Genomic DNA, 24,733 nt, shown 5'->3' on the forward strand with positions numbered 1-24,733 from the left:
GATAAACCTGAGTCTACATCGATTCTCGTCAACGCCTGCAGCGGTGGCCGACATTGGCCTGATTCCCACGCACAAACAGCATCTTACCGTCATCGATTAGCGGCTAAGCTTGTTCCCATGGATGACTCAGACTACCTGCGCCTGCTTACCATCCAGGCCGAACAAGCCAATGCCTTTTTATCCAACGCCCGCAAGTGGGAGCGGGAGCGGTGGGTGTGCCAGCGCCTGTTGCAGGGGCTGAATATCCCCTACCGCAGCGAGGACTTCACCCCGGCCGGCCAGGAGCCCCCGGATGTGCTGTTCCGCGATGCCGCCTTTGAAGTGTTTTTCGTGCTCGACGAAGGCCGCCGCCTCAACGACGAATGGCGCGAAGAGCTGCAGCGTCGGCGCAGTGCGTTTTCCCTGGCCCAGCTGGTTCGCCGCGAAGCCCGCCCCCGGCGCATCGCCGCCGCCGAGCTGCTGGGGCGCCTGGCGCCGACCTTGCGCAAGAAGGCGCACAACTACCGCGAGCGCGGGCTGGACCTGAGCGAGCTGGACATCATCGCCTTTGCCAGCCTCAAGCGCGAAGTGCTGGACCTCAACACCCACTTCCCGCCGCCCACCGAGTACCTGCGCCAGGGCTGGCGCTCGCTGTCGCTGGTCGGGCCGACCTTTGCCCGTGTACTGTTCGCCCACCCCGATGCACCGGAGTTTCTGCGTGGCAACCTGGGGCGCAGCATCGTCTTCGACGTGGGCATCAGTCTTTGATCCAGTGCCGAGAGTCTTTGCGATGGCGTAAACTCGGCGCCAGGGATAGAAAGCATTATCATTTGTTTGAAGCGCTTGCATGAACGCTGTGGCGTTCGTGCAGTCACAGACGTCTACCTGACGAGGCCCACCATGACCAGCCGCCTGAACCCGGAAGATCAGCGTCGTGTCGATGAGTATCTGCGAGCCCCCCAGCACCAAGTCGAGCGCCGGCCATTTCGGCCCTGGCTGCTCCTTGCGCTGGTACTGGCCGTGACCATCGGGTTGGGTCTCATCAGCCGCCTGCTGAGTGGACTGGTGCTATGAGCTGCCTTGCGCTCGCCCTCCTCTCTCGCAGTTTGCGGCCGGCCCTTGGGGCCACGAATTCCGTAAACCTTATGAGATATTCCCATGACTCATCGCATCGTGATTGTCGGCGGCGGCGCCGGCGGCCTGGAACTGGCGACCCGCCTGGGTAAAAGCCTGGGCAAGCGCAAGCAGGCCGAGATCACCCTGGTCGACGCCAACCTCACGCACATCTGGAAGCCGCTCCTGCACGAAGTGGCCGCCGGCTCGCTGAACTCCTCGGAAGACGAACTGAACTACGTAGCCCAGGCCAAGTGGAACCACTTCAACTTCCAGCTGGGACGCATGAGCGGCCTGGACCGTGAAGGCAAGCAAATCCAGTTGGCCGCTACCCTGGATGAAGAGGGCCGTGAGCTGCTGCCTGCGCGCACCCTGGGCTACGACACCCTGGTGATCGCCGTCGGCTCCAACACCAACGACTTCGGCACCTTGGGCGCCGCGCAGCACTGCCTGTTCCTCGACACCCGCAAGCAGGCCGAGCGCTTCCACCAGCAGCTGCTGAACCACTACCTGCGTGCCCACGCCGGCGATGTGGCCAGCGAGCAGATCAGCGTGGCCATCGTCGGCGCTGGTGCCACCGGCGTGGAGCTGGCGGCAGAGCTGCACCACGCGGCCCACGAACTGGCGGCCTATGGCCTGGACCGCATCCAGCCCAAGGACATGCACATCACCATCATCGAGGCTGGCCCGCGCGTGTTGCCTGCGCTGCCGGAGCGCATCAGCGTGCCGGTGCACAAGACCCTGGAGAAACTCGGGGTCAAGGTGCTGACCAACGCCGCCGTCAGTGAAGTGACCGAAGATGGCCTGAAGACCAAAGACGGTGAAGTGATCCAGGCCAGCCTCAAGGTGTGGGCGGCGGGTATCCGTGCACCGGGGTTCCTCAAGGATATCGACGGCCTGGAAACCAACCGCATCAACCAGCTGGTGGTGCGCCCTACCCTGCAGACCACCCGCGACGACAACATTTTCGCCTTTGGTGACTGCGCTGCCTGCCCGCAGCCAGGTAGCGACCGCAATGTGCCGCCACGGGCACAGGCCGCGCACCAGCAGGCTTCGATGCTGGCGCAGAGCCTGAAGGCGCGATTGGAGAACAAGGCACTGCCGACCTACGAGTACAAGGACTACGGTTCGCTGGTGTCGCTGTCGCGCTTCTCGGCGGTGGGCAACCTGATGGGTAACCTGATGGGCAGCGTGAAGCTGGAGGGCTGGCTGGCGCGGATGTTCTACGTGTCGCTGTACCGCATGCACCAGATGGCGCTGTATGGGTTCTTCCGCACGGCTTTGATGATGCTGGGTAGCAAGATTGGTCGGGGCACTGAGCCGCGCCTGAAACTGCACTGACAGGCCAAAGGGCTTCCCCTGTGGGCGCGGGCTTGCCCGCGAACACGGGCGAAGCCCGTGCCATGCACCGCGCTGCCTTCTTCGCGGGCAAGCCCACTCCCACAGGCGTGGTTGTAATCAGATGCCCGCAGCCTGCACCGAAGGCGCAGTTTTTCGAGGCAAAGAAAAAGGGCATCTCATTCGAGATGCCCTTTTTACATGGTGGGTCGTGTAGGATTCGAACCTACGACCAATTGGTTAAAAGCCAACTGCTCTACCAACTGAGCTAACGACCCAAAAATGGTCGGGGTGAGGGGATTCGAACTCCTGACATCCTGCTCCCAAAGCAGGCGCGCTACCGGACTGCGCTACACCCCGGGTCTTTCAAAAAAAAGGGCATCTCATTGGAGATGCCCTTTTCTACATGGTGGGTCGTGTAGGATTCGAACCTACGACCAATTGGTTAAAAGCCAACTGCTCTACCAACTGAGCTAACGACCCGGAAAATGGTCGGGGTGAGGGGATTCGAACTCCTGACATCCTGCTCCCAAAGCAGGCGCGCTACCGGACTGCGCTACACCCCGAGATTGGCTCCGCGACCTGGACTCGAACCAGGGACCCAATGATTAACAGTCATTTGCTCTACCGACTGAGCTATCGCGGAACTGAACTTCGGTACAACTCCGAAGACTGTGTTCGCTTCGGACCCTTTAGCTTCTCCGCTTTCGCGTTGTCGCTGCTGAGGCCGGCTATTCTACATTCTTCGTTTTGCTTGTCAACCACTTTTTTTCATTCAACTTACTGATTTGTAAGTTGTTTTGCGGTCACCGATGTTGCGGGTGATTCGCTTAGTGCCTGACAACGCGGCGTATATTAGGGGCACTCGTTTTATGATGCAAGCAAAAATTTCAAAATTTTCAGCAAGTTAACCAACAAGCCCGGAAAGCCCCGGATTTGCTGGGGCTGCACGGGCCTCTTCGCGGGTAAACCCGCTCCCACAGGTACTGCACAGGCCTTGAAACGGTAGGTAATCCTGTGGGAGCGGATTTACCCGCGAAGGGGCCCGCACAGGTAAACAGGCAAAAAAAAGCCCCGCAGATGCGGGGCTCATTTATAGCAGCAATCAGGCAAAGACGATTTCGTCGCCTTCGACCTTGGCGGTAATCGCCGTCCCTGGTACGAACTTGCCAGCCAGGATCAGCTGCGCCAGCGGGTTTTCGATCCAGCGCTGGATCGCCCGCTTCAGCGGACGCGCGCCATATACCGGGTCGTAACCCACGGCGATCAGCTTGTCCAACGCCTCCGGGCTCAGGCTCAGCGACAGTTCGCGCTCGAGCAGGCGGCTGCGCAGGCGGCCAAGCTGGATCTCGGTAATACCGGCGATCTGCTCGCGGCCCAGTGGCTCGAACACCACCACTTCGTCGATACGGTTGATGAACTCCGGACGGAAGTGCGAACCCACCGCGTCCATCACTGCCGCACGCTGCGCCTCGCGATCCCCCACCAGCTCCTGGATCTGCGCCGAGCCCAGGTTGGAGGTCATCACGATCACCGTGTTGCGGAAGTCCACGGTGCGGCCGTGGCTGTCAGTCAGGCGGCCGTCTTCCAGCACCTGCAGCAGCACGTTGAACACATCCGGATGGGCCTTCTCCACTTCGTCCAGCAGCACCACCGAGTACGGCTTGCGGCGCACGGCCTCGGTCAGGTAACCGCCCTCTTCATAACCGACGTAGCCTGGCGGGGCACCAATCAGGCGAGCCACGGAGTGTTTCTCCATGAACTCGGACATGTCGATGCGCACCATGGCCTCTTCGGTATCGAACAGGAATTCGGCCAGTGCCTTGCACAGCTCGGTCTTGCCCACACCGGTCGGGCCGAGGAACAGGAACGAACCACTCGGCCGGTTCGGGTCGGACAGCCCGGCACGCGAACGGCGCACGGCGTTGGCAACTGCGGTCACCGCTTCGCCTTGGCCGATTACGCGCTGGTGCAGCAACGCTTCCATCTTCAACAGCTTCTCACGCTCGCCTTCGAGCATCTTCGCCACCGGGATGCCCGTCCATTTGGACACCACTTCGGCAATTTCTTCCTCGGTCACTTTGTTGCGCAGCAGCTGGTTCTCGGTCTTGCCGTGCTGGTCGACCATCTGCAGGCTGCGCTCCAGGTCCGGGATCACCCCGTACTGCAGCTCGGCCATGCGGCTCAGGTCACCTTTGCGACGGGCGGCCTCCAGTTCCTGGCGAGCCTGCTCGATCTTTTGCTGGATCTGCGCCGAGCCTTGCACTTCGGCTTTCTCCGACGCCCAGATTTCCTCCAGGTCCGAATACTCGCGCTCCAGTCGCTCGATTTCCTCGGTGAGCTTCTCGAGGCGCTTCTTGGCCGCCTCGTCTTCTTCCTTCTTCAGCGCCTGGGACTCCACCTTCAACTGGATCAGGCGACGGTCAAGGCGGTCGAGCACTTCCGGCTTGGAGTCAATCTCCATGCGGATGCGGCTGGCCGCTTCGTCGATCAGGTCGATGGCCTTGTCTGGCAGCTGGCGGTCGGTGATGTAGCGGTGGCTGAGCTTGGCTGCGGCAATGATCGCACCGTCGGTGATGGCCACCTTGTGGTGCACTTCATAGCGTTCTTTCAGGCCACGCAGGATGGCGATGGTATCTTCCTCGCTCGGCTCTTCCACCAGCACTTTCTGGAAGCGCCGCTCCAGCGCCGCGTCCTTCTCGATGAACTGGCGGTATTCGTTGAGCGTGGTAGCGCCAACGCAGTGCAACTCGCCGCGGGCCAGGGCCGGCTTGAGCATGTTGCCGGCGTCCATGGCGCCCTCGCCTTTGCCGGCGCCGACCATGGTGTGCAGTTCGTCGATGAACAGGATGATCTGGCCTTCCTGCTTGGACAGCTCGTTGAGCAGGCCTTTGAGGCGCTCTTCAAACTCGCCACGGTACTTGGCACCAGCGATCAGCGCCCCCATGTCCAGCGCCAGCAGGCGCTTGCCTTTCAGGCCATCGGGCACTTCACCGTTGATGATGCGCTGGGCCAGGCCCTCGGCGATGGCGGTTTTACCCACGCCAGGCTCACCGATCAGCACCGGGTTGTTCTTGGTGCGGCGCTGCAGCACCTGCACGGTGCGGCGGATTTCGTCATCACGGCCGATCACCGGGTCAAGCTTGCCTTCTTCGGCGCGCTTGGTCAGGTCGACGGTGTACTTGTCCAGGGCCTGGCGCGACTCTTCGGCGTTGGCGTCATTCACCGCCGCGCCGCCGCGCAGGTTGTTGATGGCGTTTTCCAGGGCCTTTTTGCTCACACCCTGGCTGAGCAGCAGCTTGCCGAGCTTGCTGTTCTCGTCCATGGCAGCGAGCAGCACCAGTTCGCTGGAAATGAACTGGTCGCCCTTCTGCTGAGCCAGGCGGTCGGCCTGGTTGAGCAGGCGTGCCAGGTCCTGCGACATGTTCACGTCGCCGGTGGGGTTCTGGATTTTCGGCAACTGGTCGAGTTCTTTCACCAATGCCTGGCGCAGGCTGTTGATGTCGAAGCCAACCTGCATCAGCAGCGGCTTGATCGAACCGCCCTGCTGTTCGAGCAGGGCCTGCAGCAGGTGCACGGGCTCGATGGCTGGGTGGTCCATGCCAACGGCCAGGGATTGGGCATCGGATATTGCAAGCTGAAGCTTGCTGGTCAAACGGTCTATTCGCATGGTGTACCTTCCTTTAAAGGGCAGGTCGGAGCGATGGACAGCGCCTGTTTATGAAGAAACCTGCCTGAGATGACCTTATAGATAAGGGTGATTCTGAAAGATTCAAGCGTAGCGCGGTTGACCGGGGTCAGCTTTCTGGATCAGCGCTGGGGCATTCGCGGATGAATCCGCTCCTACAGGTTTCGCGTTCCCGTGTAGGAGCGGATTTATCCGCGAGAGGCCAGTACAGGCTAGCGCGGGGCCAGCCAGACCAGCGAGGCGAAGCGCCCACCTTGAGGGGTGCGGCGATAGGAGAAGAAGCGGGCATCACTGACCGTGCAGTAGCCACCGCCATAAACAGCCGTCACCCCACGCGCGGCCAGCCGAATGCGCGCCAGCTCGTAGATGTCGGCCATCAACTTGCCTGGCCGCTCGCCGTCGACGAACGCCCTGGCCGCTTCGGGATGCACGGCGGTAAATGCATCGCGCACTTCCAGCCCGACTTCGAACGCCTTGGGGCCAATGGCCGGCCCGAGCCACACCAGCACCTCTTCAGGCGCCAGCGCCAGGCGATCGAGGGTAGCCTCGAGCACGCCGCCTGCCAGCCCGCGCCAGCCAGCATGGGCTGCAGCCACCCGCGTACCGGCGCGATCGCAGAACAATGCCGGCAGGCAATCGGCAGTCATCACGGTGCAGGCGATGCCAGGCTGGTCGGTCCAGCTAGCGTCAGCTTCGGCCACCACAGCTGGGTCGGCATCGGCCACCACCAAGCCATGCACCTGCTTGAGCCAGGCTGGCTGGATGGTGAATGCGTCGCTCAGGCGACGGCGGTTCTCGACGACTGCGGCCGGGTCATCGCCGACGTGATCGCCGAGATTGAAGGTTTCATAGGGCGGCAGGCTGACCCCGCCCTCACGGGTAGTGACGCAGGCGCGAACCGAGGCCGGGGCTGGCCAATCGGGGATCAGCAGCGACTGCGTCAGGCCGTTCATCCGATAAAGCTCTCGCGGTCCTGGTTGAGCAGCGACAGCAACCAGACGAAATCGTCCGGCAAGGGCGATTCCCACTTCATGATTTCACCGGTGATCGGGTGAGCCAAGGCGAGGAAACGCGCATGCAGCGCCTGGCGCGGGAAGGTCTTCACCGCCTCGACCATGGTTGGGCTGGCAGCCGGCGGAATGCGGAAGCGCCCGCCGTAGGTCTGATCGCCAACCAGCGGGAAACCGACATGAGCCATGTGCACACGAATCTGGTGGGTACGGCCGGTTTCCAGCTTCACGCGTACGTGGGTGTGCGAGCGGAAGCGCTTGAGCACACGGTAGTGGCTGACCGCCGGCTTACCGCCGTCGGTGACCGCCATACGCTGGCGCATGCCGCCGTGACGGCCGATAGGCGCATCGATCTTGCCACCGGCGGTGACCACGCCAATCACAATGCATTCGTAGATGCGGCTGACTTTACGGGCCTGCATCTGCTCGACCAGCTTGGTCTGCGCCTGCAAGGTCTTGGCCACCACCATCAGGCCGGTGGTGTCCTTGTCCAGGCGGTGCACGATACCGGCGCGCGGCACGTTGACGATGTCTGGCACGTGGTGCAGCAGCGCATTGAGCAGCGTACCGCTGGCATGCCCGGCAGCCGGGTGCACAACCAGCCCGGCAGGCTTGTTGATCACCATGATGTGGTCGTCTTCGTAGACGATATCCAGTTCGATATCTTCTGCGATCCACTCACCCTGGGCCTCTTGCTCGGCCTCCAGGATGAGTTGCGAGCCACCATGGACCGGGTCCCGAGGGCGCACGACCGCGCCATCGACCGTCAGGCGGCCCTCTTTGATCCACGAAGTAAGCCGCGAACGCGAATACTCGGCGAACAATTGGGCGGCGACCTGGTCGAGGCGTTGACCGCCCAGTTCGGACGGGACCTCTGCGCTAAGTTGAATGATCTCGGACATGCTCGATTCGGCGGGCGCACAGCCTTTGGTTTCGGCTGCGAGCTTGTGGTTAAATACGGCTTCTTTTGTCCCGGGGTTTGCCGGGGCGCTCATCATAACAGGACGGCACCGCCCAAGACAGCGGCCGTCAAAGGGACGCAAGCCGCCATGCAAGTGAAACACCTGCTGCTGATCGCCATCCTCGGGCTCACCGCGGCCTGTTCCTCCAATAAGGAAGTCATTGACGAGAACCTCAGTGAGGCCGAGCTGTATCAACAGGCTCAGGCTGACCTGGACAACTCCAGCTACACCAGCGCCGTGAACAAGCTCAAGGCCCTGGAGTCGCGTTATCCGTTCGGCCGCTACGCCGACCAGGCGCAGCTCGAGCTGATCTACGCCAACTACAAGAACTCCGAGCCTGAGGCTGCCAAATCGGCTGCCGAGCGCTTCATTCGCCTGCACCCGCAGCACCCGAACGTCGACTACGCCTACTACCTCAAGGGCCTGACTTCGTTCGACCAGGACCGTGGCCTGCTGGCGCGCTTCCTGCCGCTGGACATGACCAAGCGTGACCCGGGCGCCGCGCGCGACTCGTACAACGAGTTCGCCCAGCTGACCAGCCGCTTCCCCAACAGCCGCTACGCGCCAGACGCCAAGCAGCGCATGATCTACCTGCGCAACCTGCTGGCTTCCTACGAAATCCACGTGGCCGACTACTACCTGAGCCGCCAGGCTTACGTGGCCGCTGCCAACCGTGGCCGCTACGTGGTCGAGAACTTCCAGGAAACCCCATCGGTTGGCGACGGCCTGGCCGTGATGGTCGAGTCGTACCAGAAGATGCACCTGGACGAACTGGCAGCCACCAGCCTGGAAACCCTCAAGCTCAACTACCCGGACCACCCAAGCCTGGTCGATGGCCAGTTCCAGCCCAAGCAGACCGAGTCTGACGGCCGCGGCTGGCTGTCCAAGGCCACCCTGGGCCTGATCGAGACCGACACCCCGCTGCCGCCGGGCGAAACCCGCGCCAACCAGGACGTGGTCAAGCAGTTCCAGGACGCGCGCGACGAGATGCCGCAAGAGCTGCTGCCTAAGGACGAGAACGGCGACCCGATCGTGCCGGCAGGCCCGAAAGAAGCCGAGAAAGACCGCTCGTGGTTCAGCTACATGACCTTTGGTCTGTTCGACTGACACACGCGCAATGAGAAAGGGAGGCCTGAGGCCTCCCTTTTTTTATGGCTGCGTCCTAGACTGTCGGCTTCTACAACCAACAAGCTGGACACCATGGTTCGCCTACTTTTCTGGATCGCCCTGATCGCCGCCGCGTTCTGGCTGTGGCGCAAGTTCAAAGTCAGCCAGCAATCGCACTCCGAGCCCAAGCTCGACGCGCCGCTGAAGATGGTGCGCTGCGCCCACTGTGGCGTACACCTGCCCGATGACCGGGCGCTGCAGCAGGGGAATGACTGGTATTGCAGCCAGGCGCACTTGCAGCAGGGGCCCGGCCAATCGCAGTGATCTTTTAGCTTGGTGAAATGGGGGCTGCTGTGCAGCCCTTTCCGACCGGTCCGGCGCCCCGGCAACGCCGCTCCTACAAGAAGCCGCGATCCCAGTAGCAGCGGCCTCTTGTCGCGAAAGGCCCGCAAAGCGAGCCCAGCAATCTCAGCCCAAACGCCCCTCTGGCTTATAAGGCGCAGGATCAATGATCGGCTCGGCCCCGGTCAGCAAGTCGGTGAACAGCTGACACGAAGCCGGCGCCAGCACCAGCCCGTTGCGGTAGTGCCCGCAGTTCAGCCACAAACCGTCATGCCCAGGCACTGGCCCGATGTACGGAATGCCTTCAGGCGAGCCTGGACGCAGTCCGGCCCAGTGCGCCACAACCGTGGCATCCTTGAGCTCAGGCAACAGTTCGATGGCCGACGCCTTGAGGCTGGCCAGCGCCTCCTCGGTCGGGGTCTTGTCGTAGCCGGCATGCTCCAGCGTACTGCCCACCAGAATGTGCCCATCACGACGCGGAATCGCATAGCGCCCCCTGGCCAGCACCATGCTCGGCAGGAAGTCTTCGGCACATTTGAACAGGATCATCTGGCCCTTCACCGGCTCGACCGGCAGCTCGAGCCCCAGGGTGCGCAGCAGGTCGCCACTCCAGGCGCCGGCACTGAGCACCACTTCATCAGCCTTGAGCACACCGTCAGCCGTCTGTACGCCAGTCACGCGGCCGTTCTCATGAACGAAGCCGCTGACCTGGCAGTGCTCGCGCAAGGTCACATTGGGCAGCGCCTGCAACGCCGCCTTGAGCGACTTCACCAGCCGCGGATTGCGCACGTTGGCCACACCGGCCATGTAGATCGCGCGCCTGAAGCCCGGGCCAAGCACCGGCACCGCATCGTAGGCTGCCGAGATGTCCACGGCGCTGAGTGGCCGCTGTTCACGCTCGGCCCAGGCCAAGGCCTCGGCTTCGTCGTCAAGGTCGAGCCAGTACAGGCCAGTGGTATGCACCTCGGGGTCGATGCCTGTCGCTGCGCACAGGCGCTCGCCAAGTTGTGGATAAAAGTCCTGCGACCAGTGCGCCAATGCGGTCACCGCCGGGCTATAGCGCCAGGGGTACAACGGCGAAACGATACCGCCACCAGCCCAGGAAGACTCGCGCCCAACTTCGCCCTGGTCACACACCAGCACCTGGCCGACCTTCGCCGCCAGGTTGAACGCGGTCAGCAGGCCGATCACCCCGCCGCCGACCACCACTACTTGCTTGCTCATCTGTCGATCCAACACCTGAAGTAAAACCGCGATGCACGGGCATCATTCAACCTTCAGCTTCCCCAGCAGCGCTCGCTGCTTTCAGTGGCGCCCGGATTGCTCTGCACACCGGCCTGGTCGAGCTGGAAGTCACCACAGCGATCATCGGCCATCAGGCCATCGGGCAGCCGGTGGGCGGTCAGCGTGAAGGTATCGCTGTCGCGCTGGGCCTGCAGGCGGTAATGACGGTTGGCGGCGGGCAACTGCGGGTCGCCTTCGGCGTACTGGCCGGTGCGCACGCGATGGCGCTCCAGGCGCAAGGCGGCGTCATGCAGCAGGCCAACCACTTCGCTGCGTGCGGCTCGCCTGAGCTGGTCGCTGTAACTGGGGTAGGCAATGGCTGCCAGAATGCCGGTCACGGCCACGACAATCAACAACTCGATCAGGCTCATACCTTGCTGCATGTCAGTCTTGCCTCAGTCTCTGCCGCCAGAGAATGCGCTGGGGGGCTTGTGCTTGAGCGGTGGGTACGGCGTATACGGCTTCCAGTACCTGCCTGGCTGCCAGCTGCCGGCTGACGGCTGTTATCCGGTACAAGGTGGCCCACTCACCCTCGGGCATGTGTGCGGCTCGGTCGGTTTCACCCAGGTTCTGTAGCTGAAAGTAACCGCGTTCGTGGTTTTGCCATTGGCCTTGCAGGTCGTGCGGGCGTGGCGGTGGTTGGCAGTCGTTGCACTTCCCTGGCGGCGTGCGCATTAACGCCTCGACGCCAGCTAGCAGCACGGCTTCCGCGTCTTCAAAAGCCTGCAGGCCATCCGTCATGGCGCCGGTCATTCGGGTTTCGATCAGCGCGTCGCGTAAAGCCGAGGCTGCCAGCAAGGCCAGCAGCAGGCTTAGCACCAGAGATAGCAGCAGAACCATCCCGCGTTCACGACTCATGAATCGGACTCCAGATTACGTAGAGCCACGCTTAGTTCATGGCGCTGCTCAAGTTGTAGCGTCGGTTCGAACAACGTCAGCTTCAGGTCAACCCTCCCCCCTTTGGGCGTATCAACGCGGGTCACCTGTAACTTGCGTACATGCTCAATCAGCGATTGGGACCTTCCTTTCCAGATGAACTGCAGGGTGGAACCACGTAGCTCATATCGATGACGGCTGATTCGCAAGGCCATGAGCGTGCCCGGTTTCGACGGGAAATCTTTTTTCACGAGGGCTTCGGTATGGCAGTCAGTCAGCAGTGCCCAGTCAGGCTCGCCTGCATGCTCTGATGACTCGGCGACCACCAACTCCAGGCTGGACGGGCCAATCACCAGTGGCTGGGCAAATGCCTGCCTAGCAATCGGGTCTTCGAAGTCGTCGGGGTTCAGTCGCAGGCAACCGAACATGCCTGCCATGCGGATATCCTGAGCCATACGCAGCAACGCCAGGCGTGCATCATCCTGAAGGCGCAGCGCTGCGCCTTGAAGCCGCCATGCCTGATGGGCAGTGGCAAAGAGCTGACTAGCAGCCGCCAGCACCATCAGCCCGATCGTCAGCGCCAGCATCACTTCGAGCAGACCGAAGCCGACTTGCATGCGCTTCATGGTCGGCCCCGCTCGTTTTCGCTGTGCACCGCAAATGCCGCCTGCCCATCGCGGCGCGCACCGTCAGTCGCTTGCAATGCCTTCAGCTGCATGGCTGCGCAAGCAAAGATGCCAACAGCCACCACAACGACCGACAACAGCACTTCCAGAAGCGTCATGCCCCGCTGTTTCTTGTGCATCCCTGCACCTCCTGCGCCTTTTCCTGCAATTGCCTGGAACTTGGTCGACTGGACCTCATGCCCCATGACCGTGAAGCTATAGCCAAGCACTTCCAGGGAGGAATGCACGGTGAGGCAACGTGGTGTAACACTGATTCAAATGATGTTCGCCCTGGTCATGGCCGCTTTGCTGACGCAACTTGGCATGCCGGCCTACGCGAGGCTGAGCGATGATCTGCATAGAGCGGCCGCAGCCCGGGATCTGGCCCAGGCACTGCGCAGCGCGCGCAGCCACGCCATGCTGCAAAGCCGGGCCGTGCTTGTGCGACCACTGCAAAAAGATTGGAGCAAGGGCTGGGTTGTACTGCTCGAACATAATCAGCAAGTGCTGCGCGAATACAGGCTGACGCGTTCAATGAGAATCGTCGAAAACACCAAGGGACAGGTGAAATTCAGCGCCCTGGGAATGCCAGTGGGGCGATTAGGCGCGACATTGAAAGTTTGTGAGGGCTCTTCAGCGAGCTGCAAATACGAGGTAGTGATATCAAGTACAGGCAAGGTAGACCTGCGCACAAATGAACAAACAAACTCATCGTACGCAGGCCCCTGATTCAGATCAGCGAGCGAACCCGCAGCTCTTTAGGCATGGAGAACGTGATGTTCTCCGGCCGCCCATCAAGCTCTTCGGCGCCGGTGGCGCCCCAGGCCTTGAGCTGTTCAATCACGCCCTGCACCAACACTTCGGGGGCCGAAGCACCGGCAGTGATGCCTACCCGTTGTGCCTTTTCAAACCAGACACGCTGCATGTCCTCGGCACCATCGATCAGGTATGCGGGGGTGCCCATGCGCTCGGCCAGCTCGCGCAGGCGGTTGGAGTTGGAGCTGTTAGGGCTGCCCACCACCAGCAATACATCACTCTCGCCAGCCAGCTGCTTGACCGCATCCTGGCGGTTTTGCGTGGCGTAGCAGATGTCGTCCTTGCGCGGGCCGCCAATGTTCGGGAAGCGCGCACGCAAGGCGTCGATGACGCGACTGGTGTCGTCCATCGACAACGTGGTCTGGGTAACGAAGGCCAGGTGGTCGGGGTCGTTCACCTGCAGTTGGGCAACATCGTCTTCGTCTTCGACGAGGTAGATGGCACCGCCGTTGCTGGGGTCATATTGCCCCATGGTGCCTTCGACTTCCGGGTGCCCTTCGTGGCCGATGAGAATGCACTCACGGCCATCGCGGCTGTATTTGGCCACTTCGATATGCACCTTGGTGACCAGCGGGCAAGTCGCGTCGAACACTTTCAGGCCACGGCCGGCGGCTTCCTGGCGCACAGCCTGGGAAACGCCGTGGGCACTGAAGATGACGATGACATCGTCCGGCACCTGGTCCAGCTCTTCGACGAAGATGGCGCCACGGTTACGCAGGTCTTCCACCACGAACTTGTTGTGCACCACTTCGTGGCGCACGTAGATCGGCGGGCCGAAGACTTCCAGCGCACGGTTGACGATCTCGATCGCCCGGTCGACCCCAGCACAGAAACCGCGAGGGTTGGCGAGTTTGATTTGCATGCTCGGCTCCAGGCTTACAGGGCCTTCACCTCGAGGATTTCCACCTCGAAGCTCAGGGTCTTGCCAGCCAGTGGGTGGTTGAAGTCGATGGTCACCTGGTCGTCGTCGAAGGCTTTGACCACACCCGGCAGCTCGGTGTTGGCAGCGTCGTTGAAGATGATCAACAACCCTTCGGACAGCTCCATGCCTTCGAAGTTGGAGCGTGGCATGACCTGCACGTTCTGTGGGTTGGGCTGACCGAAGGCATTCTCCGGGGCCACTACCACAGTGCGCTTGTCACCGGCCTTGAAGCCGAACAGGGCGCTCTCGAAGCCTGGCAGCAGGTTGCCGTCGCCGACCTTGAAGGTGGCTGGCGCCTTGTCGAAGGTGCTGTCGACGGTGTCGCCGTTTTCCAGGTGCAGCGCGAAGTGCAGGGTGACTTCGGTGTTCTGGCCGATACGGGTGTCAGTCATGGACCGGATCCTCGGACTTCTTGCTCTTGAACATATCCAGCGCCAGCATCACCGCACCAACGGTGATGGCGCTGTCGGCCAGGTTAAAGGCCGGGAAGCGGTAGGTGTTGTGCCAGTGCACCAGGATGAAGTCGACCACGTGGCCAAGCACGATGCGGTCGTACAGGTTGCCGATGGCACCACCCAGCACCAGCGCCAGCGCCACGGCCAGCCAGGTCTCGTTGCGCCCCAGGCGCTTGAGCCAGACGACCAGCACCGAACTGACCACCACGGCGATCAAGGCGAACAGCCAACGCTGCCAGCCGGAGCTGTCGGCCAGGAAGCTGAACGCCGCGCCGGTGTTGTAGGCCAGGGTCCAGCTGAAGTAGTCAGGGATGACGACGACCTGCTGGTACATGGTCAGGGCATTGTTGAAGTACAGCTTGGTGGCCTGGTCCAGGACCAGGACCAGCAAGCTCAACCAAAGCCATGCAAGGCGCCCGAAGCGCCCCGCGGTAGGGTTAGGCATAGTGGCGCACCTCGCCTTCGCCGGTCAGGTTGTCGACGCAACGGCCGCAGATTTCCGGGTGCTCCGGGTGGCTGCCGACGTCGGCGCGGAAGTGCCAGCAACGGCCGCACTTCACGTGACCGGACTTGACCACCTGCAGCTTGAGGCCTTCGACTTCGGTGGCCACGGCTTCGGCCGGCGCCTGGGCAAACGGCACCACGCTGGCGGCCGAGGTGATCAGCACGAAGCGCAGTTCATCACCCAGCTTGCTCAGGTCGGCGCTCAGGCCTTCCTCGGCGAACAGGGTAACTTCAGCCTGCAGGTTGCCGCCGATGACCTTGGCGGTACGCTGGTTTTCCAGCTCCTTGTTGACCGCGGCTTTGACGGCCATGACGCGGTCCCAGTAGGCGCGGTCCAGTTCGGTGCCTTCCGGCAGCTCGCTGAGGCCCTGGTACCAGCCGTTGAGCATTACCGATTCGTTGCGCTCGCCCGGCAGGTACTGCCAGATTTCATCGGCGGTGAACGCCAGGATCGGCGCGATCCAGCGCACCAGTGCCTCGCTGATGTGGTACAGCGCGGTCTGGCAGGAACGACGGGCAACACTGTTGGCGCCGGTGGTGTACTGGCGGTCCTTGATGATGTCGAGGTAGAAGCCGCCCAACTCCTGCACGCAGAAGTTGTGGATCTTCGAGTAGACGTTCCAGAAGCGGTACTCGCCGTAATGCTCTTCCAGCTCACGCTGCAGCAGCAGGGTACGGTCCACCGCCCAGCGGTCCAGGGCCAGCATGTCTTCCGGGGCCAGCAGGTCGCGGGCCGGGTCGAAGCCGGACAGGTTGGAGAGCAGGAAGCGCGCGGTGTTGCGGATACGGCGGTAGGCATCGGCGCTGCGCTGCAGGATCTGCTCGGAAACAGCCATCTCGCCCGAGTAGTCGGTCGCGGAAACCCACAGGCGCAGGATGTCGGCACCCAGGGTGTTGTTGACCTTCTCCGGCTCGATGGTGTTGCCCAGCGACTTGGACATCTTGCGGCCGCTTTCGTCCACGGTGAAGCCGTGGGTCAGCAGCTCGCGGTACGGCGCGTGGCCGTCGATGGCGCAACCGGTCAGCAAGGACGAGTGGAACCAGCCGCGGTGCTGGTCGGAACCTTCCAGGTACAGGTCGGCGCGCGGGCCGGTGGCGTGGCCGATGTCGTGCGAGCCACGCAGCACGTGCCAGTGGGTGGTACCGGAGTCGAACCAGACGTCCAGGGTATCGGCGATCTTGTCGTACTGGCTGGCTTCGTCACCCAGCAGTTCGGCGGCGTCCAGCTTGAACCAGGCTTCGATGCCCTCTTGCTCGACGCGCTTGGCCACGGCCTCCATCAGTTCGACGGTGCGCGGGTGCAGCTCGCCGGTCTGCTTGTGCAGGAAGAACGGGATTGGTACGCCCCAGTTGCGTTGACGCGAGATGCACCAGTCCGGGCGGTTGGCGATCATCGAATGCAGGCGCGCCTGGCCCCAGGCCGGGACGAACTTGGTCTCTTCGATGGCTTTGAGTGCGCGCTCGCGCAGCGGCTCGCCGGTGCTCGGCTGCTTGTCCATGCCGACGAACCACTGCGCGGTGGCGCGGTAGATCAGCGGGGTCTTGTGACGCCAGCAGTGCATGTAGCTGTGGCTGATGGTTTCGGTGTGCATCAGCGCGCCGACTTCGCTCAGCTTTTCGACGATGGCCGGGTTGGCTTTCCAGATGAACTGGCCGCCGAAGAATGGCAGCGACTCGACGTACACGCCGTTGCTCTGCACCGGGGTGAGGATGTCGTCGTTGACCATGCCGTAGCGCTTGCAGGTGACGAAGTCGTCTTCACCGTAGGCAGGTGCCGAGTGCACCACGCCGGTACCGGCGCCCAGTTCGACGTAGTCGGCCAGGTAGACTGGCGACAGGCGGTCGTAGAACGGGTGGCGGAAGTTGACCAGCTCCAGGGCCGAGCCCGGGGCGGTGGCGATCACCGAACCTTCCAGGTTGTAGCGCTTGAGGCACGCTTCGACCAGTTCTTCAGCCAGCACCAGCAGGCGCTCGCCGGTGTCGACCAGGGCGTACTTGAACTCCGGGTGGATGTTCAGCGCCTGGTTGGCCGGGATGGTCCACGGGGTGGTGGTCCAGATCACGATGGCAGCTGGCTTGGCCAGCGAGGCCAGGCCGAAGGCGGCGGCCAGCTTGGCCTCGTCGGCGACCGGGAAGGCCACGTCGATGGTCTGGGATTTCTTGTCGGCGTATTCGACTTCGGCTTCAGCCAGGGCCGAACCGCAGTCGAAGCACCAGTTCACCGGCTTGAGGCCCTTGAACACGAAGCCTTGCTTGACCATCTCGGCCAGGGCACGGATTTCACCGGCCTCGTTGGCGAAGTTCATGGTCTTGTACGGGTTGTCCCAGTCACCCAGCACGCCCAGGCGGATGAATTCGGACTTCTGCCCTTCGATCTGCTCGGCGGCGTACTCGCGGCACAGCTCGCGGGTACGGTCGGCGGTCAGGTGCTTGCCGTGGGTGACCTCGACCTTGTGCTCGATTGGCAGGCCGTGGCAGTCCCAGCCCGGTACGTACGGCGCATCGAAGCCCGACAGGGTCTTGGAGCGGACGATCATGTCCTTGAGGATCTTGTTCAGCGCATGACCGATGTGAATCTTGCCGTTGGCATAGGGCGGGCCGTCGTGCAGGACGAACTTCGGACGATCCTTGCCAATTTCGCGCAGCTTCTGGTACAGGCCAATGCTGTCCCAGCGCTGCAGGATCTGCGGTTCGCGCTGAGGCAGGCCGGCCTTCATGGGGAAGGCGGTGTCCGGAAGGTTTAGCGTGGCTTTGTAGTCGGTCATTTCAGGCTCTTCGTTAGCGGTTGAGCGTGCCAATGTGCACGTGCGGCGGCGATATCCGCATCGATCGCCGACTTCAGCGCCTCCAGGGAGGCGAATCGCTGCTCTTCACGCAGCTTGTGGTGGAATTCCACCGTCAGGCGCCGGCCATACAGATCGCCGGCATAATCCAGTAGATGAATCTCGAGGTGCGGGCGGCCGTCACCGGCCACCGTCGGGCGCACACCAATATTGCCGACACCCGGCCAGGCCTTGCCGTCGATCTCGATGCTGGCCAGGTAGACCCCGGACAGCGGCACACGGCGGCGCTTGAGCTGGATGTTGGCAGTCGGGGTGCCGAGCTGGCGGGCCAGCTTCTGGCCATGCAGCACACGGCCAGTAATACGGTATGGGCGGCCCAACAGATGCTCGGCCAGCTCGAAGTTGCCTTCGGACAGCGCCTTGCGTACTTCGGTGCTGCTGACCCGCAGGCCGTCCTGGATCACGGTGTTGGCGGCTTCGACGGTAAACCCGTACTGCTTGCCGGCAGCGACCAGGAAGGTGAAGTCGCCGGCGCGGTCGCAGCCGAAGCGGAAGTCGTCGCCCACTTCAAGGTGACGCACGCCCAGGCCGTCGACCAGGATTGCCTTGACGAACCCATCGGCGCTGAGCTTGCTCAGGCGCTGGTTGAACGCCAGGCACAGAACCCGGTCGATGCCCTCGGCGACCAGCAGTTCGACCTTGTCGCGCAGGCGCGCCAGGCGGGCGGGTGCAGTGTCCGGGGCGAAGTACTCGCGCGGCTGCGGCTCGAAGATCACCACGCAAGTCGGCAGGCCCAGCTCTTGCCCGCGCTCGCGCAGGCGCGCCAGGATTGCCTGGTGGCCCCGGTGAACCCCGTCGAAGTTGCCAATGGTGGCGACACAGCCCCGGTGCTCGGGGCGCAGGTTGTGAAGACCTCGAACCAGCTGCATAACGCGCTTCTTGCTCATAAAGTGGCCGATTATAACCACACCCGGGCGCTGGTGACAGGCAGCAGCGCCAAGGGGTGGCGTGGAATGCGAAAAACCGACGCCTGACCCGCCTTCTACCTCAATGCAGGGCGTTGCGGGCGAAGTGCCGGGGCCGGAAGCCGCACAGGTACAGGCAACCGAAATAGGTCACCACACCCGCTGCGATCAACGCGCCCAGGCGCAGGAACCGTTCAAGCATGTTGCCCTGTTCCCAGGCCGGCAAATAGTGCATGCCTACCAGCAGCACTGCTGCCATCAGGGTGACTGCCAGCACCAGTTTGAGCAGGTACTTCGCCCAGCCCGGTTGCGGCTGGAACAGTTGCTGGCTGCGCAGTTTCCAGAACAGCAGGCCTGCGTTCAGACAGGCACCCAGGCTGATGGCCAAGGCCAGGCCGGCGTGCTGCAGCGGGCCGACCAGTGCCAGGTTGAACAGCTGCGTGCAGACCAGGGTGAAAATCGCGATCTTCACCGGGGTACGGATATTCTGCTGCGCATAGAAGCCTGGTGCCAGCACCTTGACCAGAATGATCGCCAGCAGGCCGACCGAGTACGCAATCAGCGCACGCTGGGTCATCGCGGCGTCGAAGGCGCTGAACTTGCCGTATTGGAACAATGCCACGGTCAGCGGCTCGGCGAGGATCGCCAGGGCCAGGGTACACGGCAACACCAGCAGGAAGCACAGACGCAGCCCCCAATCCATGATTCGCGAATACTCCTCACGGTCCTTGCTGGCGTAGGTCTTGGCCAGGGTCGGCAGCAGGATGGTGCCAAGGGCCACGCCCAGCACACCAGAAGGCAGCTCCATGAGGCGGTCGGCGTAGTACATCCACGACACCGAACCGGCCACCAGGAAGGAGGCGAAGATGGTGTTGATGATCAGCGAGATCTGGCTCACCGATACCCCGAGGATCGCCGGCAGCATCTGCTTGAGCACCCGCCATACGCCCGCATCGCGCAGGTTCAGGCGCGGCAGCACGAGCATGCCGATCTTCTTCAGCGCTGGCAGCTGGTACAGCAGTTGCGCCAGGCCTCCGGCCAGCACGCCCCAGGCCAGGGCCATGATCGGCGGATTGAAATACGGCGTGAGCAGCACGGCGAAGATGATCATCGCCACGTTGAGCAGGGTCGGCGTGAACGCCGGGACGGAAAAGCGGTTCCAGGTATTGAGAATCGCGCCGGCCAGGGAGGACAGCGAAATCAGCAATATATAAGGGAAGGTCACCCGCAACAGGTCTGTGGTGAGCGCGTACTTCTCGGCGCTGTCGACAAAGCCCGGGGCAGTGGCCCAGACCACCCAGGGTGCGGCGAGTATGCCGACGGCCGTGACCAGGGCCAGCACCAGGGTCAGCAGGCCGCTGACGTAGGCGATGAAGGTGCGCGTCGCCTCCTCGCCCTGCTGGGTCTTGTATTCGGCCAGGATCGGCACGAACGCCTGGGAAAATGCCCCTTCGGCAAAGATCCGCCGCAGCAGGTTGGGCAGCTTGAAGGCGATGAAGAAGGCGTCGGTGGCGATACCGGCCCCGAAAACACGGGCCAGGATGGTGTCGCGCACGAAGCCCAGCACCCGCGAAATCATGGTGATGGAGCTGACTGCAGCCAGGGATTTGAGCAGATTCATCGAAAAGATTCACGCCAGGGACAGAGGGCGCTGCCAGACAGCGTCCGAATGTGCGATACTCCCGCGCCTTCGCAGGGGAGCCAAAAAATCCCGAGTTTACAGGTAGCACGGCAGAAAGGAATATTTCCCGCCTGTTGCTGCACCACTCGGCGGAACCCTGCAGGTGGCCTTGACATCCGGTCGACTCATCGGCATGATTCGCGGCCTATTTTGTTTGCTATTTACCTAAAGTCTTTCGAGGAGCTCGACGGTGGCCAACACACCTTCCGCCAAGAAACGTGCAAAACAGGCTGAGAAGCGTCGCAGCCACAACGCCAGCCTGCGTTCCATGGTCCGTACCTACATCAAGAATGTAGTTAAAGCCATCGACGCAAAAGACGCCGAAAAAGCGCAAGCCGCTTACGTTCTGGCTGTGCCTGTAATCGACCGTATGGCCGATAAAGGCATCATCCACAAGAACAAAGCTGCTCGCCACAAAGGCCGTCTGAATGGCCACATCAAGGCGCTGAAAGAAGCTGCAGCTGCCTAAGCGACGTTCTTGTCGAAAAAACCGGCCCTAGGGCCGGTTTTTTTATGCCTGCAATTCAAGGCTCACGCGATCCTGGTGAGAGCGGGCTTACCCGCTCCCACTGGAACCGCGCCAGCCTTGGAACTTACTTGGCGATCTGGATCTTCGGTGCCCACTGCAGCCAGGCATCCTCTGGCTTCTCGAACAAGGCGAAGGTCTGCTGCGGCCGCGCCGGATTGCCCATCTGCTCGCCCTCAGGCGTGGCGAAGGCAATACCGCCATCGATGAGCGTCTCAAGCGACTCGGTACGCACCGTGGCACCCTTGAACAGCCCCCAGTCGAAGCCGAACCCACTGCTGTTCCAGAACCTGCTGCCACCGCGCACCAGGGCGGCATAACGCGGCTCGATCAGAATATGGATCAACACGCGATCCGCAGTCTGACCAAGCTCGAAACCGGTCACCTTGCCGACCGCCACCTCGCGATAGGTAACAGGCACGCCCGGCTTGATCGAACCACGGCGCGGCGCACTCAGCGTCAACGGCAGGCCCACTTCCTCGCCTACGACTTCAGGCGCTTCGCTCAACGCGATGAAATCACGCTGCGGCCCCTTGTCCTTCACCGCTGGCTGCACTTCGATGTACTGCCCGCCAATCAAGGTATCGAGGTTCTCGGTCCGCACCAGCCCAAGTGCCGGCTTGACCACCCAGAACTGCGTGCCCGCCCGGGCAATACGATCAGCCGCCTCGGTAATGCGTGCTCGCAGCAGTACCGCCTGCAGGTCTTTTGTCAGGTCCACACTCTCGACGCTACCGACATCCAGGCCACGGAAGCGGATTGGCGTGCCAGGCTTAAGACCATCAGCACGGTCTACCCGTATGGTGACCAAGGTACCGGTGCGGTTCACCGCCTCTTGGCTTTCCAGCAGGCGGAAACGTGGGATATGGCGTTTGAGCGCAACATTGGGCGTGGGTGTATCGAAGGCGATGCCCCCGGCCATGAGCGTCTGCAGCGACTCACTCTTGATCTTGATGCCCGACAGGCCGCCGGTCAGGGTAATACCGCTGACATTCCAGAACCGCGAGGAGCCGTTGACCAGGTTTTCGTACTCCTTTTCGATATGCACACCAATCAGGATACGGTTGCTGTTGCGGGCAAACTGGTAGCTTTGCACGCTACCGACCTTGACCTGGCGGTACATCACCGGGCTGCCGATCTCCAGCGAGCCCAGCGTATCGGCGAACAGCACCAGGTGCAGGCCTGGGGCCTTCAGGTCCAGCGGCGGCGCCTTGGGCCGGGCCTCGAACTCGCGCTGCGGCTTGGCGCCTTTTTCGCCTGGGCGAATGGCGATGTAGTTACCTTTGACCAACGCTTCCAGACCGGTAATACCCGCCAGGGAAATGGACGGTTTGACCACCCAGAACTGCGTACCCTCGACCAGATAGTCCTCGGTCAAGGGGTCCAGCGTCAGCTCGGCCGTGGCGCTGCTCAGGTTGTCTTCCATCTTCAGGGCTTTCAACGAACCGACCTGAATACCTTTGTACATGACCGGCGTACGACCGGCCTGCAGGCCTTCATAGTCGCTGAGCTTCACCTTGACGCGGATACCTGCCTGGGCCGCATCGAAGTCTTCATACAAGCGGAACGGCAGGCTCGGGTCTGTAGGCGGGCTGTCCTTGCGATACTCGGGCGTGGCAAAGGCGATGCCGCCAGCAACAATGCTCGACAGTGACTCGCTGCGCACCTTCACGCCCGACAGGTCAGCGTCGATGCTGATGCCGCTGGCATTCCAGAAGCGCGTGTGTTTGCGCACCAGGCTGGCGTAGGCCGGTTCGATGAAGACCTTGACCTCGACCGTGCTCTGGTCGTCAGACAGGCGATAGCTTTTCACCCGGCCAACCTGAATCTGCTTGTAGAACACCGGGCTGTCACGATTGAGCGAGCCTAGGCGGTCGGCCTTGAGCGTCAGGTGCAGGCCAGGCTCACTGTCGGACAGTGGTGGCGCGACCTTGAGTGCGTTAAAGCGCTTGGTCGGCTCGCCTTCACCCGGGCTGACAGCGATGTAGTTGCCGGATACCAGCGTCTCCAGACCAGAGATACCAGCCAGACTGACACTTGGCTTGACCAGCCAGAACCGTGTGCCCTTGGTCAGGTGCGGTTCGGCGGCCTTGTTCATCTCGATGGTGGCGATTACCCCCTGGTTCTCACCCTTTGCATCCAGCACCAGCTTCGTGACCTTGCCAACCGGCATACCTTTGAAGATCACTTCGGTCTTGTTGGCGACAATGCCCTCGCCAGTCTCGAAACGCACTTCGATTTCCACGCCAGCATCACGGTAGGCCTGCCAGGCCAGCCAGCCACCGATCATCAGCGCGATCAGCGGCAGGATCCAGATCGCCGACCAGTTCGACGCAGGGCGGGTTTTAGCCGTTGGCATGTCACTCATGGTCGTCATCCGACTCCGTGTTATCCCAGATCAGTCGGGGATCGAAAGTTAAAGCAGCAAGCATTGTGAGGATCACCACAGTAGCGAAGGCGACAGCGCCCAGGTTGGCTTCGACACTGGCGATACGGCCAAAATTCACCACCGCCACCAGAATGGCGATAACGAAGATGTCCAGCATGGACCAGCGCCCTATGAACTCGATGAAGCGGTACATCAGGATTCGTTGCCTTGCCGACAGCGGCTGACGGCGCTGGACCGAATACAGCAGCAGGCCGATACCCACCAGCTTGAAGGTAGGCACCAGGATGCTGGCAATGAAAACCACGGCGGCAATTGGCAGCATGCCGTGCTTGAGCAAGGTGATGACGCCGGACATGATGGTGTCGCCGCTACCCTGCCCCAAAGTACTGACCGTCATGATCGGCAACAGATTGGCTGGTATGTACAGAATCGAGGCAGTGATCAACAACGCCCAGGTACGGATGATGCTGTTGGGTCGCCGCGCATGCACGACGGCGCCGCAGCGCGTGCAGGTCTGCGAATCGCTCTCGGCGTCCTGGCGGTTCAACTCATGGCACTCATTGCAGACCAGAATGCCTGCATCAATCGCCCGCATGGAGATCCTCCCCCGACAATGCGCTCCAGATCTGGTGTGGCGACATCACCACTTCGAGCCAGACCTGGATCAGCAACAGGCTGATGAAACAGAACAGGCCAAGCCCAATAGTCAATTCGGCCAGGTCGACGAGTTTGACGATCGCCACCAGCACGCCCATGAAATAGACCTCGAGCATGCCCCAGTCCCGCAGGTGGTGATAGACGCGATAGAACAGCAGACCGTAACTGCGCCCGACATTCAGGCGGATGCTCAGCAGCACGGCCAGCTGGCACAGCAACTTGAGCAAGGGGATGGCCATGCTGCACAGGAACACCACCACGGCCACGCCGCGCATTTCCGAGTTATACAGACCTAGCACACCACTCCAAACGGTGTCGTCCGAAGTCTGGCCAAGAAGGTGCAGCTGCATGATGGGCAGGAAGTTGGCTGGCACGAACAGCAGCAGGGCCGTCAGCACCAAGGCCAGGCTGCGGCTGACCACATTGTGCCGGTGGGCGTACAGCTCATAGCCACAGCGTGGGCATTGGGCTTTTTCGTCATGCTGCAGCACCGGCTTGCGCATCAGCAGGTCGCACTCGTGGCAGGCGACCAGTTCGTCCAGCGGCAACTGCTCTAAGGCTTGGGTTTCGACGGGATCGGGCATCTCGAGATTCTGAATAGGTACGTCAGCTCTATTCTAGTGGTCTCAGCTCAAAATGTGGGAGACGACTAACGCCTGCCATGGATCCAG

24 protein-coding genes and 5 tRNA genes are annotated in these 24,733 nt (G+C 62.1%); 7 read left to right on the forward strand and 22 right to left on the reverse strand.

The genetic code is table 11. The features are described 5' to 3' along the window. Nucleotides 1-117 precede the first annotated feature (117 nt). From APH27_RS20425 to APH27_RS20435, 3 genes are all read left to right on the forward strand, one after another. Nucleotides 118-747 carry a DUF1780 domain-containing protein gene (locus APH27_RS20425; protein WP_060485758.1) on the forward strand — a complete coding sequence of 210 codons (630 nt, stop codon included), beginning with the start codon at nt 118-120 and terminating at the stop codon, nt 745-747. A gap of 132 nt (nt 748-879) precedes the next feature. Beyond that, nucleotides 880-1,053 (forward strand): DUF3094 family protein, encoded by a 174-nt coding sequence (locus APH27_RS20430; protein WP_003247547.1) that lies wholly within the window; start codon nt 880-882, stop codon nt 1,051-1,053. An 84-nt stretch (nt 1,054-1,137) separates the two neighbouring features. Next, a complete protein-coding gene (locus APH27_RS20435; RefSeq protein WP_027918231.1) occupies nt 1,138-2,433 on the forward strand; it encodes an NAD(P)/FAD-dependent oxidoreductase in 1,296 nt (431 codons plus the stop codon). A 199-nt stretch (nt 2,434-2,632) separates the two neighbouring features. Here APH27_RS20435 and APH27_RS20440 read toward each other — a convergent pair. From APH27_RS20440 to rluD, 8 genes are all read right to left on the reverse strand, one after another. Then, nucleotides 2,633-2,708 (reverse strand) — tRNA-Lys (locus APH27_RS20440). 5 nt (nt 2,709-2,713) lie between these two features. Next, nucleotides 2,714-2,790 (reverse strand) — tRNA-Pro (locus tag APH27_RS20445). A gap of 47 nt (nt 2,791-2,837) precedes the next feature. After that, nucleotides 2,838-2,913: transfer RNA gene (locus APH27_RS20450), tRNA-Lys, on the reverse strand. A 6-nt stretch (nt 2,914-2,919) separates the two neighbouring features. Beyond that, nucleotides 2,920-2,996, reverse strand: a tRNA-Pro gene (locus APH27_RS20455). A 4-nt stretch (nt 2,997-3,000) separates the two neighbouring features. Next, nucleotides 3,001-3,076: transfer RNA gene (locus APH27_RS20460), tRNA-Asn, on the reverse strand. Nucleotides 3,077-3,535: 459 nt separating this feature from the next. After that, nucleotides 3,536-6,100: an ATP-dependent chaperone ClpB gene (clpB, locus tag APH27_RS20465; RefSeq protein ID WP_027918230.1), complete on the reverse strand. Its 2,565-nt coding sequence runs from the start codon at nt 6,098-6,100 to the stop codon at nt 3,536-3,538. 230 nt (nt 6,101-6,330) lie between these two features. Beyond that, the gene (gene pgeF / locus APH27_RS20470; RefSeq protein WP_027918229.1) at nt 6,331-7,071 is read right to left on the reverse strand and encodes a peptidoglycan editing factor PgeF; all 741 of its coding nucleotides are present in this window, start codon (nt 7,069-7,071) and stop codon (nt 6,331-6,333) included. After that, nucleotides 7,068-8,030: a 23S rRNA pseudouridine(1911/1915/1917) synthase RluD gene (gene rluD / locus APH27_RS20475; RefSeq protein WP_027918228.1), complete on the reverse strand. Its 963-nt coding sequence runs from the start codon at nt 8,028-8,030 to the stop codon at nt 7,068-7,070. Before rluD ends, pgeF begins: the two co-directional genes overlap by 4 nt. 147 nt (nt 8,031-8,177) lie before the next feature. Here rluD and APH27_RS20480 point away from each other — a divergent pair, with 147 nt between their 5' ends. Next, entirely contained in the window at nt 8,178-9,197 is a 1,020-nt protein-coding gene (locus APH27_RS20480) for an outer membrane protein assembly factor BamD (protein WP_027918227.1), read from the forward strand. A 93-nt stretch (nt 9,198-9,290) separates the two neighbouring features. Then, a complete protein-coding gene (locus APH27_RS20485; protein ID WP_027918226.1) occupies nt 9,291-9,521 on the forward strand; it encodes a PP0621 family protein in 231 nt (76 codons plus the stop codon). A 144-nt stretch (nt 9,522-9,665) separates the two neighbouring features. Here the strand turns inward: APH27_RS20485 and thiO are convergent, their stop codons facing one another. The 5 genes from thiO to APH27_RS20510 are packed head-to-tail and all read right to left on the reverse strand — an operon-like array spanning nt 9,666 to nt 12,504. Continuing rightward, entirely contained in the window at nt 9,666-10,763 is a 1,098-nt protein-coding gene (thiO, locus tag APH27_RS20490; RefSeq protein WP_060485759.1) for a glycine oxidase ThiO, read from the reverse strand. A 53-nt stretch (nt 10,764-10,816) separates the two neighbouring features. After that, nucleotides 10,817-11,206, reverse strand: a complete 390-nt coding sequence (locus tag APH27_RS20495; protein WP_060485760.1) for a type IV pilin protein — start codon at nt 11,204-11,206, stop codon at nt 10,817-10,819. Between the two features lies 1 nt (nt 11,207). After that, nucleotides 11,208-11,681, reverse strand: a complete 474-nt coding sequence (locus APH27_RS20500; protein WP_027918223.1) for a hypothetical protein — start codon at nt 11,679-11,681, stop codon at nt 11,208-11,210. After that, a complete protein-coding gene (locus APH27_RS20505; protein WP_060485761.1) occupies nt 11,678-12,325 on the reverse strand; it encodes a PilW family protein in 648 nt (215 codons plus the stop codon). The genes APH27_RS20500 and APH27_RS20505 overlap by 4 nt, the downstream gene beginning before the upstream one ends. Continuing rightward, entirely contained in the window at nt 12,322-12,504 is a 183-nt protein-coding gene (locus APH27_RS20510; protein ID WP_027918221.1) for a prepilin-type N-terminal cleavage/methylation domain-containing protein, read from the reverse strand. The genes APH27_RS20505 and APH27_RS20510 overlap by 4 nt, the downstream gene beginning before the upstream one ends. 109 nt (nt 12,505-12,613) lie before the next feature. On the opposite strand from APH27_RS20510, the gene APH27_RS20515 reads away from it, so the two are divergent. Then, complete coding sequence (locus tag APH27_RS20515; RefSeq protein ID WP_060485762.1) at nt 12,614-13,093, forward strand: GspH/FimT family protein; 480 nt, start codon at nt 12,614-12,616, stop codon at nt 13,091-13,093. A gap of 1 nt (nt 13,094) precedes the next feature. Here the strand turns inward: APH27_RS20515 and ispH are convergent, their stop codons facing one another. The 6 genes from ispH to murJ form a co-directional block, all read right to left on the reverse strand. Further along, nucleotides 13,095-14,042 (reverse strand): 4-hydroxy-3-methylbut-2-enyl diphosphate reductase, encoded by a 948-nt coding sequence (gene ispH, locus APH27_RS20520; protein ID WP_027918219.1) that lies wholly within the window; start codon nt 14,040-14,042, stop codon nt 13,095-13,097. A 14-nt stretch (nt 14,043-14,056) separates the two neighbouring features. Then, nucleotides 14,057-14,494: an FKBP-type peptidyl-prolyl cis-trans isomerase gene (fkpB, locus tag APH27_RS20525; protein ID WP_027918218.1), complete on the reverse strand. Its 438-nt coding sequence runs from the start codon at nt 14,492-14,494 to the stop codon at nt 14,057-14,059. Then, entirely contained in the window at nt 14,487-15,002 is a 516-nt protein-coding gene (gene lspA, locus APH27_RS20530) for a signal peptidase II (protein ID WP_027918217.1), read from the reverse strand. Before lspA ends, fkpB begins: the two co-directional genes overlap by 8 nt. After that, nucleotides 14,995-17,826: an isoleucine--tRNA ligase gene (gene ileS / locus APH27_RS20535; protein ID WP_027918216.1), complete on the reverse strand. Its 2,832-nt coding sequence runs from the start codon at nt 17,824-17,826 to the stop codon at nt 14,995-14,997. The genes lspA and ileS overlap by 8 nt, the downstream gene beginning before the upstream one ends. Continuing rightward, nucleotides 17,823-18,773 carry a bifunctional riboflavin kinase/FAD synthetase gene (ribF, locus tag APH27_RS20540; RefSeq protein WP_060485763.1) on the reverse strand — a complete coding sequence of 317 codons (951 nt, stop codon included), beginning with the start codon at nt 18,771-18,773 and terminating at the stop codon, nt 17,823-17,825. The genes ileS and ribF overlap by 4 nt, the downstream gene beginning before the upstream one ends. 118 nt (nt 18,774-18,891) lie before the next feature. Next, the gene (gene murJ / locus APH27_RS20545) at nt 18,892-20,430 is read right to left on the reverse strand and encodes a murein biosynthesis integral membrane protein MurJ (protein ID WP_060485764.1); all 1,539 of its coding nucleotides are present in this window, start codon (nt 20,428-20,430) and stop codon (nt 18,892-18,894) included. Nucleotides 20,431-20,680: 250 nt separating this feature from the next. Between murJ and rpsT the strand changes: the two genes are divergently transcribed. After that, nucleotides 20,681-20,959 carry a 30S ribosomal protein S20 gene (gene rpsT, locus APH27_RS20550; RefSeq protein WP_003247625.1) on the forward strand — a complete coding sequence of 93 codons (279 nt, stop codon included), beginning with the start codon at nt 20,681-20,683 and terminating at the stop codon, nt 20,957-20,959. A 124-nt stretch (nt 20,960-21,083) separates the two neighbouring features. Here the strand turns inward: rpsT and APH27_RS20555 are convergent, their stop codons facing one another. From APH27_RS20555 to APH27_RS20565, 3 genes are read right to left on the reverse strand one after another with little or no spacing between them, the layout of a single operon-like run. Further along, nucleotides 21,084-23,384, reverse strand: a complete 2,301-nt coding sequence (locus tag APH27_RS20555) for a PqiB family protein (protein WP_060485765.1) — start codon at nt 23,382-23,384, stop codon at nt 21,084-21,086. Further along, nucleotides 23,377-24,000 (reverse strand): paraquat-inducible protein A, encoded by a 624-nt coding sequence (locus tag APH27_RS20560; RefSeq protein WP_027918212.1) that lies wholly within the window; start codon nt 23,998-24,000, stop codon nt 23,377-23,379. The genes APH27_RS20555 and APH27_RS20560 overlap by 8 nt, the downstream gene beginning before the upstream one ends. Then, the gene (locus tag APH27_RS20565) at nt 23,987-24,646 is read right to left on the reverse strand and encodes a paraquat-inducible protein A (protein WP_027918211.1); all 660 of its coding nucleotides are present in this window, start codon (nt 24,644-24,646) and stop codon (nt 23,987-23,989) included. Before APH27_RS20565 ends, APH27_RS20560 begins: the two co-directional genes overlap by 14 nt. Nucleotides 24,647-24,733 lie beyond the last annotated feature (87 nt).

Source organism: Pseudomonas sp. NBRC 111123 (genome assembly GCF_001320205.1).
Classification (GTDB): domain Bacteria; phylum Pseudomonadota; class Gammaproteobacteria; order Pseudomonadales; family Pseudomonadaceae; genus Aquipseudomonas; species Aquipseudomonas putida_J.